The 15520-nt window shown below is 44.6% G+C and carries 16 protein-coding genes; 10 read left to right on the top strand and 6 right to left on the bottom strand.

The window, feature by feature from the left end:
• The 3 genes from murD to mraY all read right to left on the bottom strand — a co-directional run.
• A partial coding sequence (gene murD / locus VIM88_RS01245; RefSeq protein WP_331861060.1) for a UDP-N-acetylmuramoyl-L-alanine--D-glutamate ligase occupies positions 1-1026 on the bottom strand: 1026 nt, incomplete at its 3' end.
• Positions 1027-1084: 58 nt separating this feature from the next.
• Positions 1085-1459, bottom strand: a complete 375-nt coding sequence (locus VIM88_RS01240) for a four helix bundle protein (protein WP_331861059.1) — start codon at positions 1457-1459, stop codon at positions 1085-1087.
• Positions 1460-1478: 19 nt separating this feature from the next.
• Complete coding sequence (gene mraY / locus VIM88_RS01235; protein WP_331861058.1) at positions 1479-2537, bottom strand: phospho-N-acetylmuramoyl-pentapeptide-transferase; 1059 nt, start codon at positions 2535-2537, stop codon at positions 1479-1481.
• A 192-nt stretch (positions 2538-2729) separates the two neighbouring features.
• Here mraY and gpmI point away from each other — a divergent pair, with 192 nt between their 5' ends.
• Positions 2730-4211 (top strand): 2,3-bisphosphoglycerate-independent phosphoglycerate mutase, encoded by a 1482-nt coding sequence (gene gpmI, locus VIM88_RS01230; RefSeq protein WP_331861057.1) that lies wholly within the window; start codon positions 2730-2732, stop codon positions 4209-4211.
• Between the two features lie 13 nt (positions 4212-4224).
• On the opposite strand, the gene VIM88_RS01225 is transcribed toward gpmI, so the two are convergent.
• Positions 4225-4563 carry a TerB family tellurite resistance protein gene (locus VIM88_RS01225; RefSeq protein WP_331861056.1) on the bottom strand — a complete coding sequence of 113 codons (339 nt, stop codon included), beginning with the start codon at positions 4561-4563 and terminating at the stop codon, positions 4225-4227.
• A gap of 71 nt (positions 4564-4634) precedes the next feature.
• Here VIM88_RS01225 and fabG point away from each other — a divergent pair, with 71 nt between their 5' ends.
• Positions 4635-5378 (top strand): 3-oxoacyl-ACP reductase FabG, encoded by a 744-nt coding sequence (gene fabG, locus VIM88_RS01220; RefSeq protein ID WP_331861055.1) that lies wholly within the window; start codon positions 4635-4637, stop codon positions 5376-5378.
• Between the two features lie 55 nt (positions 5379-5433).
• On the opposite strand, the gene VIM88_RS01215 is transcribed toward fabG, so the two are convergent.
• Positions 5434-6102, bottom strand: coding sequence for a small multi-drug export protein (locus VIM88_RS01215; protein ID WP_331861054.1), 669 nt, complete (start codon positions 6100-6102; stop codon positions 5434-5436).
• A gap of 113 nt (positions 6103-6215) precedes the next feature.
• On the opposite strand from VIM88_RS01215, the gene VIM88_RS01210 reads away from it, so the two are divergent.
• From VIM88_RS01210 to VIM88_RS01175, 8 genes are all read left to right on the top strand, one after another.
• On the top strand, positions 6216-6869 hold the full coding sequence (locus VIM88_RS01210) for a response regulator transcription factor (RefSeq protein WP_331861053.1): 654 nt from the start codon (positions 6216-6218) through the stop codon (positions 6867-6869).
• Between the two features lie 25 nt (positions 6870-6894).
• Positions 6895-7740, top strand: coding sequence for a HAMP domain-containing sensor histidine kinase (locus tag VIM88_RS01205; RefSeq protein ID WP_331861052.1), 846 nt, complete (start codon positions 6895-6897; stop codon positions 7738-7740).
• Positions 7741-7995: 255 nt separating this feature from the next.
• Complete coding sequence (locus tag VIM88_RS01200; RefSeq protein ID WP_331861051.1) at positions 7996-8703, top strand: TonB family protein; 708 nt, start codon at positions 7996-7998, stop codon at positions 8701-8703.
• Between the two features lie 82 nt (positions 8704-8785).
• Complete coding sequence (locus VIM88_RS01195) at positions 8786-10801, top strand: TonB-dependent receptor (protein WP_331861050.1); 2016 nt, start codon at positions 8786-8788, stop codon at positions 10799-10801.
• A gap of 218 nt (positions 10802-11019) precedes the next feature.
• Positions 11020-11247 (top strand): acyl carrier protein, encoded by a 228-nt coding sequence (gene acpP / locus VIM88_RS01190; RefSeq protein ID WP_309499315.1) that lies wholly within the window; start codon positions 11020-11022, stop codon positions 11245-11247.
• A gap of 95 nt (positions 11248-11342) precedes the next feature.
• Positions 11343-12560: a beta-ketoacyl-ACP synthase II gene (locus tag VIM88_RS01185; protein ID WP_331861049.1), complete on the top strand. Its 1218-nt coding sequence runs from the start codon at positions 11343-11345 to the stop codon at positions 12558-12560.
• A 10-nt stretch (positions 12561-12570) separates the two neighbouring features.
• Positions 12571-13506 carry an acetyl-CoA carboxylase carboxyl transferase subunit alpha gene (accA, locus tag VIM88_RS01180; protein WP_331861048.1) on the top strand — a complete coding sequence of 312 codons (936 nt, stop codon included), beginning with the start codon at positions 12571-12573 and terminating at the stop codon, positions 13504-13506.
• 17 nt (positions 13507-13523) lie between these two features.
• Positions 13524-14138: a DedA family protein gene (locus VIM88_RS01175; RefSeq protein ID WP_331861047.1), complete on the top strand. Its 615-nt coding sequence runs from the start codon at positions 13524-13526 to the stop codon at positions 14136-14138.
• Here the strand turns inward: VIM88_RS01175 and dbpA are convergent, their stop codons facing one another.
• Positions 14139-15512, bottom strand: a complete 1374-nt coding sequence (gene dbpA / locus VIM88_RS01170; protein ID WP_331861046.1) for an ATP-dependent RNA helicase DbpA — start codon at positions 15510-15512, stop codon at positions 14139-14141.
• Between the last annotated feature and the right edge of the window lie 8 nt (positions 15513-15520).

Below are 15520 nucleotides of genomic sequence, written 5' to 3'. Positions count from 1 at the left end.
GGTTTTTGCAAGGGCTATAAGCCTCTCACTATTTGCGCCTATAGTATAAAGTGTAAGGTTGAGCGGCTGCATGACTTCAAAAAGCGGTGTCAGGTCCACCCCTTTGTCATCTCCTCCCAGAATAAGGTGGATATGCCTGTCAGCATAGCCTTTGACAGCCTGCACCGTGGCATCAAGGTTGGTTGCTTTGGAGTCGTTCACCCATAGCCTTTCTTTGGCATCTTTGCACTCTTCCTGTCTGTGTGCGTCCAGGACAAATGCATTCATCAGGTCATAGTCTGCCTCATCGAACAGTACTTTTGTCACCGCAAGTGCGAGCAGGGCATCCTGTAAGAACGCAGCTTTGAAACGCAGCTGGGTGCTGTCCAGCTTGAAATAGGCTTCGAGAAATGTGTTGCTGTCATACTCGACCACATAGGCATGTGTTTTCGGAAGGTTCAATCCTTTGGGTACAAGCGCCAGTTCTCCCTCTTTCATGGTAAGCAGAGGTTTGAGCTTGTCTGCTTCATACTGCTGCGGTGTTTCATGCCAGTCCAGATGGTCCGGGGTGATAGGAAGCAAAAGGTAGATGTCCGGCGATGCAGTATGGGTATGATGCAGTGCAAAGGAGGAGCTTTCCAGTACCCAGATCGGTGCATTCGTATCCAGCTCTGCCAAAGGGGTGCCGATGTTCCCTCCGCTGACCGCACCGCGTTTGGCCAGAAGATGCGTGAGCATTTGCGTGGTGGTCGTTTTACCGTTCGTCCCCGATATCCAGATACTAAACGGCATCTCCTTGGCAAAATAGTCATATTCGCTTAAGAGATGCTTCGCACTTTTGATCAGCGGATGGTCTGGCTTGAGGCTGGGGGTGGTCACTTCCAGTTCACTGGCTTCTGGGTCAAAAAGATGCGACGGAAGTATCCGGTTGTTCTCTTCATCAGTGTAAGCCTCTTTGACATTGTCATCAAAAAAGGTACAGCCCCCGCCCAGTTTCTTAGCGATCGCTTTGGTAGTGAGCCCGTAGCCGAAAAGTGTGGGTTTCATAAAAAACTCCGTTTTTTAAATGAGTAATGAGTAATGAGCAATGAGTAATGGATATGTTTCATTTCGCACCTTGTTTAACAGTCTTGGTGCTAGAAATGAGCAAGTTGAGCAATTCATTTATATCTGGTTCAATACTTTTATACATTTTTTGATCGATATAGTCGGACTGATTTAAAAGTTCAAGCCAGTATTTTGTCTCATTTGCTTCTTTGAGTGCAATCATGAGTTTATTCAGGAAATCTGCTTTGGACTGTGCATATTTAGCTTCGCGAATAAGTGCACCGATCGCTGTGCCGCTTCTTAATATTTGCTTTGAAAGAATATACTCTTTATGGGTGTTATGCATGTATCTGAATAGTTTTATAATACGTAATGAAAAAGAAAAACTTTTTTCATTTAAAGGGTCATTGATTTCCGGTTCCTCATTCCTCATTCCTCACTCCTCACTATCATTATCTGAACTTGAATGAGATGAGCGCAAGGACATTGGCGAGGAAGGAGATCATCCAGAAGCGGATGATGATCTTGTTCTCTGCCCATTTTTTCATTTCGAAATGGTGATGGATGGGTGCCATCAGGAAGACACGCTTTCCTCTCAGTTTAAAACTTCCCACCTGCAGTATCACGGAGACCGTTTCTATCACAAAGATCAAACCTATCAGGATAAGCAGCACCTCACTTTTACCCAAAATGGCAAGGTAGGCCAGAAATCCGCCGATCGCAAGGCTGCCCGTATCTCCCATGAAGACCTCGGCAGGGTAGCAGTTGTACCATAAGAACCCGAACAGCCCGCCTATCAGTGCCGCAGCAAGTATCATCACTTCGCCCACACCTTTGATGTTCGGTACCAGCAGGTACTGGCTGAAGATGGCATGGCCTGTCACATAGATGATCAGACCCAGTGAGACCAACGCGATAATGGAAGGGACCGTCGCCAGTCCGTCAAGCCCGTCTGTAAGGTTTACCGCATTGGTCGTCGCCAAGAATACCAGTACCCAGAAAGGAATGGCTGCATATCCCAGGTCGAACAGCGGCGTTTTAAGAAAAGGCACATAGAACTCTGTCGGAAACCCTGTGTAAAGCAGTAAACCTGTGGCAAGTACGGCAATGACGGCTTGCAGCGCCATTTTGCCTTTGGGGGTCAAGCCCTCAAGGTTGTCCCCTGCAAGTACCTTGCCCAAGTCATCTTTGAATCCTACCAGTCCAAATCCGATCAGCGTGATAAGTCCGCCGAGTATATACATATTGGAGAGGTCCACGGTCACCAGTGCCGCAATGAGAGTGGAGGCTAAAAATATGGCACCGCCCATCGTCGGGGTATGCCGTTTCCCCTCATGGGCAGGTACGTATTTGCTGATGGGCTGGTTTGCTTTTTTGGAAATGGCCCAGGCAAGATATTTGGGCATGATAAAGAGTGTCAGCATAAAAGCGATAAAAAATGCAAAACCTGCACGTACAGAGATGTATCCGAAAAGATTGATATCCAAGAGTTGAGAGAGTTCGTATAGCATGGCCAACTTTCATTTAATCCCTATTTAGGGGCTTAAAATTTTGTATTAAAGATTAAGAAAGTTTATTTTACTATTATTTCAATAAAAAAGAATAATTGCGCAGCCTTGACAAGATGCAGATCTGAAATGTGATAACATAACTTGATGGGCTTTGCTCAAAAAGTGTTCCCAGTATATAAAAAGAGAAAGATTATGAAACAGCAAAAAACTATTTTGATCATCACCGACGGTATAGGGTATAAGCCTGACAGTACTTGTAATGCATTCAAGGATGCCGTAAAACCTACGTATGACATACTTTTTGAAACCGCGCCCAGGGCCCTGATCTCCACACATGGTTTGAGTGTAGGATTGCCGGAAGGACAGATGGGAAATTCCGAAGTAGGGCATATGACCATAGGAGCCGGACGTGTGCTGTATCAGGATCTGGTGAAGATCTCTCTGGCGCTTGAAGATGGAAGCATTGAACAGAACCAGGCACTCAATGACACGCTCGAAAAGAGCGAGCGTGTACATCTTATAGGGCTGCTCAGTGACGGTGGGGTGCATTCGCATATAGAACACACGATCGGGATGGCACAACTGGCGAAGCGTAGAGGGAAAAGAGTCTTTTTGCATTTGATCACCGACGGTAGAGATGTGAGCCCTACGTCAGCAAAAACCTATGTAGAGCAAATAGAAGGGATCTGTGATGACCGTATTTCGATCGCTACGATCGGCGGACGTTTCTTTTCGATGGACAGAGACAACCGCTGGGAAAGAGTGGAAAAAGGGTACCGGGCCATCGCGGAGGCGAAACCTCTTACGGATCTAAGTCCCAAAGCCTATATCGATGAGAGTTATGCAAAAAATGAAACGGATGAGTTCATAGAACCTTCGGCCTTTGGATCATATGAAGGCATGAAAGAAGAGGATGTGGTCATCGTGACCAATTTCCGTTCAGACAGGGTACGGGAGATCACCACGGCATTGGGTGATGACCATTTTGATCAGTTCGCCTGTAAGTTCACACCCCTCAATATCGCTACCATGACACAATATGATGCAAGCTTCCCTTATCCGGTACTTTTCCCTAAGGAAGCTCCAAAACATACCTTGGCAGAAGTGGTAAGCGATGCAGGGCTCAGACAGCTGCATACAGCGGAAACGGAAAAATATGCACACGTCACCTTCTTTTTGAACGGCGGCATAGAAGAACCGATGATAGGCGAGAGCCGGGTGCTCATCCCGAGCCCTGATGTCAAAACCTATGATATGAAACCGGAGATGTCAGCACCGCAGGTCGGTGAAGCCGTACGTACGGCGATGGATGAAGCCTATGATCTGATCGTTGTGAACTTCGCCAATGGAGATATGGTGGGGCATACCGGTAATTATGAAGCAGCGTGCCAGGCAGTACATGCCGTGGACACAGAACTGGGACTTATCATAGAAAAAGCAAAAGAAGATGGCTATGCTGTCGTGCTGACGTCAGACCATGGAAACTGTGAAGAGATGAAAGACCATGAAGGGCATACCCTGACCAATCATACGGTAGGCGAAGTATGGTGTTTCGTACTGGCTGAAGGTGTCACGAAGGTCAAAGAGGGGTGCGGACTCAACAATGTGGCACCTACCGTCCTGAAAATAATGGGACTTGATATACCTGAAGAGATGGACGAACCGCTGATCTAGCTACCATTTTGGCTCAGCAGGAGAAAAGCGCTTTTTTGATCCTTTCAAACTCTTCATAATCGTTGGGGGTGATCGTATCTGAGTAAATGATATGGTTCATTTGTTCGAGGATATGCATTTTACTCAGCTTGTCATCACACAAAGCCTCATTGATGATGGCAATATGCTCATCAAGATCATAGTCTTCCTGAACGGATTGTTGCAAAAACGCTTTTGCCTCTTCAGGACCGCACCCAAAATCCATTTCCATGAGCTGGCAAAAAAGCGGTGCTTCCTTTTCCAGATCCCTATTATCTATTTTGATGATATGTGCAAGCAGGATCGCAACTGATTTTTTAATTTTATTTTCCATATCTATCCTTTTTGCCAATTGTACCATAAAAAAAATGGTACAATTTTACGAAAGAACAAAAAAGGGTCAAAATGAAATTTACAGGCAATAATGTTTTAGTGACGGGTGCAAGCAGAGGAATAGGGGCAGAGATAGCGAAAAGCCTGGCAGCATTCGGATTGAAAGTATGGGTGAATTATCGTTCGGGCGAAGCAGAGGCCAATGCAGTAAAAGCAGCGATCGAGGCAGCTGGCGGAAAAGCGGAAGTGATCGGGTTCGATGTCAGCGACGAAGAGGCATTTACAGAAGGGATAAAAAGCATCGTGGATGCAGACGGGGAACTCTCTTACCTGGTGAACAATGCAGGTATCACGAAGGACAAACTTGCCATGCGTATGAAAACAGAGGAGTTTATGGATGTGATCAATGCGAACCTTACGTCAACGTTCATAGGATGCCGTGAAGCGCTTAAAACCATGGGGAAAAAACGTTTCGGATCGGTTGTGAACATTGCATCTATCGTAGGTGAAACAGGAAATGCAGGCCAGACAAACTACGCAGCAAGCAAGGGCGGAACGATAGCCATGACAAAAAGTTTTGCCATAGAGGCGGCACCCAGGAATATCCGTTACAATACGATCACACCGGGATTCATCGCTACAGAGATGACAGATGTGCTGAAAGATGAGGTGAAGGATGCCTTCACTGCAAAAATACCGATGGCAAGATTCGGAGAGCCAAAAGAGGTAGCGGATGCAGTAGCCTTTTTGCTTTCGGACCACGCTTCTTACATTACAGGAGAGACACTGAAAGTGAACGGCGGGATGTTCATGTAGTTTGGGGTGAAGCTTTTTTAATGAAAGCTTCACCCTTAAATAAAGCTTCTTTCCCCTAAAGCTTCTTCCCCCGAAATACTTTCTTCATCAAATACCACAAAAACAAGACTGTGACAATGATGAGTACACCTATCATTAGCATGTCACTGTAGGCAACAAGCGTCTCTTCAAAATTCTTGATCAAATAGATCCATAGCAGTATCGCGATAAAAGTGCTGATAATGACCACACTCAGTGTCACACGATGCCGAAGACCGATCAAAAATCCTACAAAACTCCCTGCGACCGGACCTGTCATGGCAAAAGGGGTCAATACAAATAAAATAAGACCGATCACCCCATACCGTTTGATCAGCGGTTCATATCTGTGTGCATTGATCTTGGAACGCTCCAGGTAACGGCTTAGAGGCGGATAGGATACAAAGTCGAGCTTTTTCCAGCTCAGCACAAAAAGCGGGTAGAGTATCAGCACCATTGTGGATTCGATAAAAAGATTGAAGAGCACCAGAAAAGTCGTATTCATCTGGGCGGAAACACCTACAGAAAGCCCTGCCATACGTCCAAATATGACATTGGTGGCAGTGATGCTGAGTATCTCCTGAAGATAATGTTGAAAGAAGATCGCACAAAACAGTAAAAATATCAAATAAAAGCCTAAGAAGAGGAGTCCCAAAAGCAGGATCTTCCCCTCTATATGTTTTAAAAATGCATGATCTATCTTCAAAGCTGTACCTTCTGTCTCTTATATGTCATCAAAGTATAACATGATATAGGCGTATCCTATAAATGATTTTGAGGTATAATGATTTTTAGATTATTCAGGTGAAAGGTAAAATATTGGCAAGAGTACTGGTATTGGAAGATGATAAACTGTTCAATGAGACCCTTGAGGATTTTTTGGAAGAAGAAGGCCACAGTATCCATTGTGCTTTGGACCCCTATACCGCACTTGAGCTGACCTATGAACATAGATTTGACCTCTATCTGTTCGATGTCAACCTGCCGTATGAAAACGGTTTTGAACTTTTGGAAAAACTGCGTCAGAGCGGTGATGAGACCCCCTGTATATTCATCACCTCCAGAGAAGACAAAGCCTCACTGAAAGAGGGATTTGAAAAGGGCGGGGATGACTATATCCGGAAGCCTGTAGACATGGATGAACTTTTTTTACGTATGCAGGCTGTACTGCGCCGGCAGGTACGCAGCGAAATGGTAGAGATAGATACCTATCGTTTTGATATCTTGACAAAAACGCTTTATCAGAACGATAGGGCAATGGAGTTAAGCACCAAAGCAGGGGAACTGCTCCTGGTACTTCTGGAAGGTCAGGGCAGGGTCGTTCCGATGGAACAGATAAGAGAACGTCTCTGGAGCTCTTCCGAAGATGCAAGTGACGGGGCACTGCGTGTCTACATCGCCCAGCTAAAAAAATATTTCCCTACACAACTCTGCAATGTGCGCGGTGTAGGGTATCAAATGAGTATCAAATGATACGCATGTCAGGTGAGTTGTCATAATGTCAAATCGTAAAAAAGAGATACTTTTTGCAACGGCGGTCTATTTTGTCACGATGTTCACGTTGCTCACGGCAGTGTACCGTTTTTTAGAGACATGGAATTTGACGGACCTAAAGTTCTTTATCGCAGGGGCACTGGTTTTTTTTGTGGCTGTCGGGTGGGGGTATGTGCTCTCGAACCTTATTTTCGCACCCAAAAAGCAGATGGAAGATACGCTGACTGCACTGACCAGTGATATCATTCACGAACTCAACATCCCCTTGTCCACGATACAGGCCAATACCGCCATGCTGAAAAAACATATGGAGGATGAGAAGTCCCTCAAGCGCATCAGGCGTATAGAAGATGCCAGTGTCAGATTGAAAAAACTGTATGATGAGCTGGTGTACAGCATTCATAAAGAGATGCATACCATAGAAAAAGAGCGCTTTGACCTCAAGCATCTGGTAGAAGAGAGGATAGAAGTGTTCAAAGAACAAAAGCGGAACCCGTTTGAACTCACCTTGGAACACTATGAGATAGAAGTGGACAAGATAGGGTTTGAACAGATGTTTGACAATATTGTCTCCAATGCGATGAAGTACTCTTCCAAGGAGTCACCGATACGTATCAGACTGAGTAAGGATGTTTTGAGCGTGGAAGATGAAGGTGTAGGGATGGGGACGACAGAACTCTTGCGCGTACATGAACGTTATTATCAGGCAGATGATAAAAAAGACGGAAAAGGATTGGGGCTTGCTTTGGTCAAAGCGTATTGCGATGAAGCGGGGATCGAGATCCATATCAAGTCTGAAAAAGGGGTAGGCACGACGGTAAGTTTGAAAATGTCGAAGGTGCATGTGTAACAATGCAAAGAGGCCAGACGGCTTAACACTCAGTTAACACTCTTGGGTTATACTTCTGCACGTCGAAATAACTTAAGTTCAGAAGTTCTGTTGCATTTTCCCTACCCAATTTAAATGCAAAGTTCTTTTGCTCTTTTAACACTTCCTTAATGTTTTTCCGTCATAATACATCCCAAAAAAGACTTCCTGATGCTAAAACACCGCCATTTTATCTCTTATTTTAGCACCGCACTATTATACCTCTTTGGTGTGGGAATGTTTTTTTATCTTCAGGACCATTATTTCGTCTCATCCGAAAAAGCAGAAGAAAAAGAGATACAGCTGTGCATGTGCTCTTTTACGCCTGAAGTGGTCACACTCGAAGAACAGCAGGTAGAGGAAACTGAAGAGCAAAAAGAACCGGTCACGGAAGAAGAACCCGTGGTTGAGGAGAAGCCCACGGTTGAACCCGAGACGGTCAAAGAAGCGGTCCAAGAGCCCATCCAAGAACCTATCAAAGAACCTGTCAAGGAAAAAGAGCATGAGGTAGAAAAAAAAGTGATACCTGAGCCTGTAGTGGAAAAACCGGTACCCAAACCTACAAAAAAAACGGTAGAAAAAAAGAAAAAAACCCAAAAGAAAACCGTTGTTAAGAAAAAGCAATCACAACAAAAAGCTTCTCCACAAAGATCAAAAGGAAGTTCGGCAGAAAAGAATCTCTTTCTGGCGAATATTAGAGAAAAAATAAACAAACATAAGTCGTATCCGCGTATTGCGCAAAGAAGAGGTATGCAGGGGACAGTGACAGTGAAGTTCACTATCTTGGGGAATGGGAACGTGGGAAATATATCGGTGAGCGGACCTAAAGTCTTTCATACGTCAGCACGAAATGCGGTCAAAAGTGCTTTTCCTGTAGATGCGAAAAGTGCGCCGATATCACTGCCCAAAAGCGTTAGTATTACACTTCATTATCAGATCAGATAAATTTAACATACTATTAATAGATAATTAACACATAATTAACACTACTACGCCACTATACACTAAATTATTTTAGGAGAGTTGTATGAAAAAAGGGATATACCTTTCTTTGGCATGTTCTGTGTGTTTGAGCGCTGCCGAATTAGAGCTGGAGACGATAAATGTAGCTACCAAAGTAGATACAGAGGTTGTGAAAGATGTAAGCGGTGAAGACATCAAGTCCGCCGATCTTGGAGAAGCGCTTTTCAAGCAGTCGGCAAGTGTTTCACTGGTGAGAAGATCAGGGGTTGCGAATGACATTATCTTAAGAGGACAGAAAAAAGACAATATCAATGTCACGATAGACGGTGCAAAGGTCTACGGTGCGTGCCCGAACAGAATGGACCCACCTATCTCTCATGTCTTGACCAACAATGTGGATTATATAGAGATCAATGAAGGACCGTTCAATGTGGAAGATTTCGGTTCGCTCAGCGGAGATGTAAAGATACATACGATCAAACCGGAAAAAGAATTCACAGGAGAAGCAAATCTAGGTTTTGGAAGCTGGGGTTATCAGAAAGCTGCAGTTTCAGTAAGCGGAGGAACGGACAAGGTAAGGTTCCTGCTCAGCGGTTCGACCGAGACCAGTGAACAGTATGAAGATGGTGACGGCAATGACTTCTCAGAGCAGATGGAAGAAGCTGCAGTTCCTATGGGAACACTCTATCAGCCACAATATAGAGATATGGATGCCTATACCAAAAAGACACTGATGGCGAAACTTTTCTGGGATATTGCTGATAATCAAGAGTTAAGATTAAGCTACACAGCCAACAGAAGTGATGATGTGCTTTACCCTTCTTCCAAAATGGATGCGTTGTATGATGACTCAGATATATACAACATGGAGTATATCGTTAAAGATCTTGGAAAGTATTCTAAAGCGTTGAACTTGCAGGTCTATCAATCAGAAGTGGACCATCCTATGACGACCAGATATAGAATGATGGCTGACAGCAACAGTACAGATGGCATTTTTGATTCTAAGAAATCGATGACATCCCATTTGACTACCAAGATGCAGGGCGCAAAACTGAAAAACAGTTTTGAGGTGGATAACCATACTATTACGACTGGGTTAGACTATAGTGTGAGAAACTGGGATGGCAGATATTATATGGATTATATGCCAATGATGACATTCCCAAAAAGTATTGATGATGCAGATACTGAAAATATGGGTATTTTCCTTAAAGATAAAATAGTATTAAACAAATTTGAAGTAGATCTTGCACTTCGCTATGACCATACAGAGATTACGAACAACAACACTACCCAACAAGATAATACCTATGATGAACTCACAGGATATGTATTTGGAACATATCATGCAAATGAGAGTACTAAATATTTTGCCGGAGTTGGTAGATCAACCAGAGTGCCTGATGCAAGAGAACTTTACTTCATAAGCAGCAAGGGACAGGTTGTCGGAACAGACAACTTGCAAAATACGGTGAATTATGAGTTGGATATAGGCGCAGAAAAGCAGTATGAAAATGCAACGATCAAAGCAAAAGTATTCTATAGTGAATTAGAAGATTTTATTGCTTATAACGCTACATTGGCACATTTTGAAAATGTAGATGCTTCTATTTATGGGTTTGACTTGAGCGGTACATATATTGCGACAAGTTCTCTTTATTTTGATTACGGTATGACATACCAAAGAGGAGAAAAAGATGATCCTTTAGAGGGGCAATCAGGTACAAATATGCCTGAGATCCCACCGTTTAAATTCAACGGTGCTGTGAACTATGATTATGATGATACATTGAGATTAAAAGCAGAAATCATTACCTCTGATACATGGACGGACTTTGATACGGACAATGGTGAGCAGGAATTGGATTCCTACGCAGTAGTCAATTTGAAAGGAACGAAAGCGTTTGGCAAAAACTTTGAATTGACTGTAGGTATAGATAATCTATTTGATAAAACTTATGCAGTATCGAACACTTACAAAGATTTGACGCTGCTTTCTACAGGCATAGACGGTGATGTGATGCTCCTGAATGAACCGGGACGTTATATCTATACGAACCTGAAATATAAATTTTAATCACAGAATACCAACTGATACATGGTAAATTCCATGTATCAGTTCACCTATATCCACCATCTTTACCTAAAGATATTTGTATCAATATTCCCTATCTCTTTTCTACACAAAAAACGCATTTAGCCCAACTCCTGCACGGATTTCATCGGAAATATAAGCTTTTTATACTTTTTTAGCTATAATTAGGCGTATTTTTAACAAACCTAAGGAGAAAGTCAATGGCATTATTTGATGATGTAAAAGAAGTAGTTGTTGAACAACTAAATGTGAGCCCGGATGAGGTGAAGGAAGAATCTAGATTCGTAGAAGATCTTGGGGCTGATAGTCTTGATGTTGTTGAATTGGTAATGGCACTTGAAGAGAAGTTCGATATCGAAATTCCTGATGACCAGGCAGAAGCGATCGCAACCGTAGCAGACGCTATCAAATTTATCGAAAACGTATAAGTTTCAATATAGATCCCTTTATAGGGGTCTATAAAGTATATATCAGTATTTAGCAAAATGTTAATATATATTTTATATCGTGCATAGGAGAGCCAGTGAAAAGAGTTGTAGTGACAGGTTTGGGGATGATAAACGCTCTAGGACTAGACAAAGAAAGTGCATTTTCTGCTATTGTAGAGGGTAAATGCGGCATTAAGAAGATCGAATCTTTCGATACGGAAGCACATGCGGTGAGTATTGCTGCTGAGATCACTGACTTTGACCCTTTGACTGTGCTTGATGCAAAAGAAGCCAAAAAGGCAGACAGGTTCATACAGCTTGGACTCAAGGCTGCGATGGAAGCAATGGAAGATGCGAAGCTTCCTGAAGACGCGGATATGGAAAGGTTCGGTGTGGCTTCTGCTTCAGGCATCGGAGGCCTTCCGAATATAGAAAAGAACTCAGTGGTATGCGAGATAAAAGGGCCAAGAAGAATTTCTCCGTTCTTTATCCCTTCTTCACTTGTCAATATGCTGGGCGGATTTATCTCTATTTATCAAGGACTGAAGGGACCGAACCTCTCTTCAGTGACCGCCTGTGCTGCGGGTACACATGCCATCGGTGAAGCGGCAAAGTCGATCATGGTGGGAACGGCAGACAAAATGCTGGTAGTCGGTGCTGAGTCAGCTATCTGCCCGGTAGGCATCGGCGGGTTTGCTGCGATGAAAGCGCTTTCTACACGAAATGATGACCCGCAGACAGCCTCAAGACCGTTTGATACGGGCCGTGATGGTTTTGTGATGGGTGAGGGTGCGGCGGCACTGGTATTGGAAACCTATGAAGATGCTGTGGCACGCGGTGCGACCATTTACGGCGAGCTTATCGGGTTTGGTGAAAGCGGAGATGCCAACCACATTACGACACCGACCATGGATGGTCCTCTACGTGCGATGAAGGGTGCTTATAAAATGGCAGGCGAGCCAAAAGTGGACTATGTCAATGCACACGGTACCTCTACGCCTATCAATGATAAGAACGAAACAGCAGCGCTCAAAGAACTCTTTGGCGGTAAAGAGAACTGTCCTCCGGTAAGCTCCATCAAGGGACAGGTGGGTCACTGTCTCGGTGCAGCAGGTGCCATTGAAGCAGTCGTTTCTCTTATGGCTATGAGAGACGGTGTGCTTCCTCCTACGATCAATTATACTACGCCGGATGAAAATTGTGATCTCGACTACGTGCCGAATCAGGCAAGAAAAGCTGAGATCAATGTAGTGATGAGCAACTCTTTTGGCTTTGGCGGTACCAACGGCGTAGTTATCTTTAAAAAAGTATAAGGTTTAATGTATGGCGACTTATTTGGATTTTGAGAGCAAAATTGAGAAGATACAAGAAGAGATCGTATCTGCTCACGCCATTGCAGACATTGATGCGGTAGAGAAGCATCAAAACGAGCTCAATAAAGAAGTGCAAAAGACCTTTGGGTCATTGACAGACTTCCAGAAACTACAGCTCGCTCGTCATCCGGATAGACCGTACGCGTTAGATTACATTAGACTTTTGATGGAAGATGCCTATGAGATCCACGGGGATCGTGCATTTAGAGATGATCCCGCTATTTTGTGTTATATCGGTTGGATCAACGGTCAAAAAACCATGTTGATCGGTGAACAAAAAGGCCGCGGTGTTAAAAACAAGATCAAAAGAAACTTCGGTATGCCCAATCCCGAAGGATACAGAAAAGCCTTACGTGCAGTCAAATTGGCAGAAAAATTTGACATTCCTGTACTGATGCTTATAGACACTCCGGGTGCCTACCCTGGTCTCGGTGCGGAAGAGAGAGGTCAGAGCGAGGCGATCGCCAAGAACCTTTTTGAATTTGCTTCTGTCAAGGTCCCTATGGTATCCATCGTGATCGGTGAGGGCGGTTCCGGTGGTGCATTGGCGATCGGCGTGGCTGACAAACTTGCGATGATGCGTTATTCTGTTTTTGCTGTGATCTCACCGGAAGGGTGTTCTGCGATCTTATGGAATGACCCTGCAAAGGTAGAGGCAGCCACCAAAGCATTGAAGATCACACCGAACGACCTGCTTGAACACGGTTTGATAGATGACGTCCTGGACGAACCGCTTATTGGGGCACACCGTGACAAAGAGACATCGGCAGAGGTGATCAAAGCGTATTTTCTGAAAAGTGTGAAAGATCTTAGAGCACTTTCAGAAGATGAGATGCTTGATCAGCGTTATAAAAGGCTGACCGCTGTTGGCGCGTTCAGCGAATAGCCCTTCAATCCTTCCTTATGATACACGACATAGCCCAGACCATTGTAAACTACATTGGAGAACTGGGGTACTGGGGCATCTTCCTTCTGATGTTCCTTGAGAGCACTTTTTTTCCTTTTCCCAGTGAGATCGTCATGATACCTGCCGGCTATTTGGCCTTTAAAGGGGAGATGAACCTTTACATGGTGGTTCTTGCCGGAATATTCGGTTCCGTGGCAGGCGCACTCTTTAACTACTATCTGGCGATCCACTTTGGGAGAAAATTCATTTTGCGTTATGGCAGATATTTTTTTATTAGAGAAGAGACGCTGGACAAACTTGAAGATTTCTTTACCAAGCACGGTGAACTCTCTACTTTTAACGGAAGGCTTATTCCCGGGATACGGCAACTGATCTCACTTCCTGCCGGACTGGCACGCATGAATCTCGTCAAGTTCACTTTTTATTCCGCGTTCGGAGCAGGTATATGGGTGGTTGTTCTGGTCGCTTTGGGGTATCTTTTGGGCTCCAATGAAGCACTGATCTCCGAGTATCTTCAGACTGCGACATTGATCGCGCTTCTTTGTGTGGTATTGATCACACTCTTTTATGTGGTCAGACATCAAAGAAGAAAAAAGATACTGGAAGATTGATCAGCGCAGTATCCATGCTGTATATTTTTTCTTTTTGATCTTTGTATTTTTCAGTGCTTTAAATACCCTCTCTATGACAGTATGATGCAATGCGACATAAGACTTTGTATCCCCGATATCTATCTTCCCGATCATCTTGGGATCAATGCCTATCTCTTTACATAGCGTACCGAGTATGTCCCCGGCGCGGAGTTTCGTTTTCTTGCCACCGTTGATGCAGAGGGTATCATACTCTGAGGTCATTTTGAATGAGGCATCTACACGCAGGTCCTTCATCTCTCCTTTTTGTGCCCTGGAAGTGATATAGGCGCACTTCCCGCTCTCTTCAGGGTGATAGAGCGAGATGGCGGTTCCCGTCGCATCTGCACGTCCTGTCCGCCCTATACGGTGCGTATATACTTCCTGGTCAAAAGGAAGGTCATAATTGATCACCAGCGCGATATCTTTGATATCCAGCCCCCTGGACGCCACATCCGTACCCACCATGATGCGTTTGGAGCCATTGGAAAAGACAATGACCGATTCATTGCGTTCTCTCTGGTCCAGGTCCCCATGTATGTCTATGACCGAGTGTCCTTGCTGATACAAAGCGTCAGTCAGCGAGACGACCTCCGCTTTGGTATTGCAAAAGATCAGGAGCGATTCGGGTTGATAGGATCGTATCAGTGCAGTAAGGGTTTTGAATTTATCAGAGGTCTCATAGACTATCTCGTCTATTTTGGCATCTTCCTGCACCGTATCCACTTTGATCACCAGAGGTTCTTTCAGCAGTGCTTTGGCCAGTTTTTCTATCTTTTCAGGAAAAGTTGCCGAGAAGAGCAGGGTCTGTTTGGAACGTGGCATATTAGAGCCTATCTTGACGATATCGTCATAGAAACCCATATCCAGCATCCGGTCTGCTTCATCCAGTACAAGCGTTCTGATGCTGTCGAGAACCAGGGTCCCTTTTGAAAGGTGGTCCTGTATACGTCCCGGTGTGCCTATAAGGATATGGGCCCCTTTGGCCAGTGATTCCGCCTGGGCACGAAGGGGTACGCCACCGTAAAGTGCCAGCATCTTGAGGTTCGGTTTGTAGGCCGCCACTTTGCGCAGCTGGTTGGCGATCTGTTCTGCCAGTTCCCGTGTAGGGGTGATGATGATGGTCTGGGGTTTATTTTCGTTGATATCCGTACGGACCACACAGGGCAGTCCAAAGGCCAGTGTCTTCCCTGAACCTGTTTTGGATTGCGCCAATATGTCCTTACCTTCCAGGATAGGCCGAATGGCCTTTTCCTGTATCTCGGTCATGGTGGTGAAATCGAGCATTTCCAATGTTTCCAGCAAGGCTTTTGGAAATGCCTCTATATGGTCAAATGGTTGCATAGCTGTCTGCATCCAAGGCA

The organism is Sulfurovum sp. (assembly GCF_036568385.1).
GTDB lineage: Bacteria > Campylobacterota > Campylobacteria > Campylobacterales > Sulfurovaceae > Sulfurovum.
This window is presented reverse-complemented; position numbering and strand designations above follow the sequence as displayed.

Excerpts from the sequence above, each read along its gene's own strand:
- VIM88_RS01195 (WP_331861050.1), top strand. The coding sequence starts at position 8,786 with ATGAAAAAAGGGATATACCTTTCTTTGGCATGTTCTGTGTGTTTGAGC.
- VIM88_RS01175 (WP_331861047.1), top strand. The coding sequence starts at position 13,524 with ATGATACACGACATAGCCCAGACCATTGTAAACTACATTGGAGAACTG.
- dbpA (WP_331861046.1), bottom strand. The coding sequence starts at position 15,512 with ATGCAGACAGCTATGCAACCATTTGACCATATAGAGGCATTTCCAAAA.
- VIM88_RS01200 (WP_331861051.1), top strand. The coding sequence starts at position 7,996 with ATGTTTTTTTATCTTCAGGACCATTATTTCGTCTCATCCGAAAAAGCA.
- VIM88_RS01240 (WP_331861059.1), bottom strand. The coding sequence starts at position 1,459 with ATGAGGAATGAGGAACCGGAAATCAATGACCCTTTAAATGAAAAAAGT.
- gpmI (WP_331861057.1), top strand. The coding sequence starts at position 2,730 with ATGAAACAGCAAAAAACTATTTTGATCATCACCGACGGTATAGGGTAT.
- VIM88_RS01225 (WP_331861056.1), bottom strand. The coding sequence starts at position 4,563 with ATGGAAAATAAAATTAAAAAATCAGTTGCGATCCTGCTTGCACATATC.
- VIM88_RS01205 (WP_331861052.1), top strand. The coding sequence starts at position 6,895 with ATGTCAAATCGTAAAAAAGAGATACTTTTTGCAACGGCGGTCTATTTT.
- mraY (WP_331861058.1), bottom strand. The coding sequence starts at position 2,537 with ATGCTATACGAACTCTCTCAACTCTTGGATATCAATCTTTTCGGATAC.
- acpP (WP_309499315.1), top strand. The coding sequence starts at position 11,020 with ATGGCATTATTTGATGATGTAAAAGAAGTAGTTGTTGAACAACTAAAT.
- fabG (WP_331861055.1), top strand. The coding sequence starts at position 4,635 with ATGAAATTTACAGGCAATAATGTTTTAGTGACGGGTGCAAGCAGAGGA.
- accA (WP_331861048.1), top strand. The coding sequence starts at position 12,571 with ATGGCGACTTATTTGGATTTTGAGAGCAAAATTGAGAAGATACAAGAA.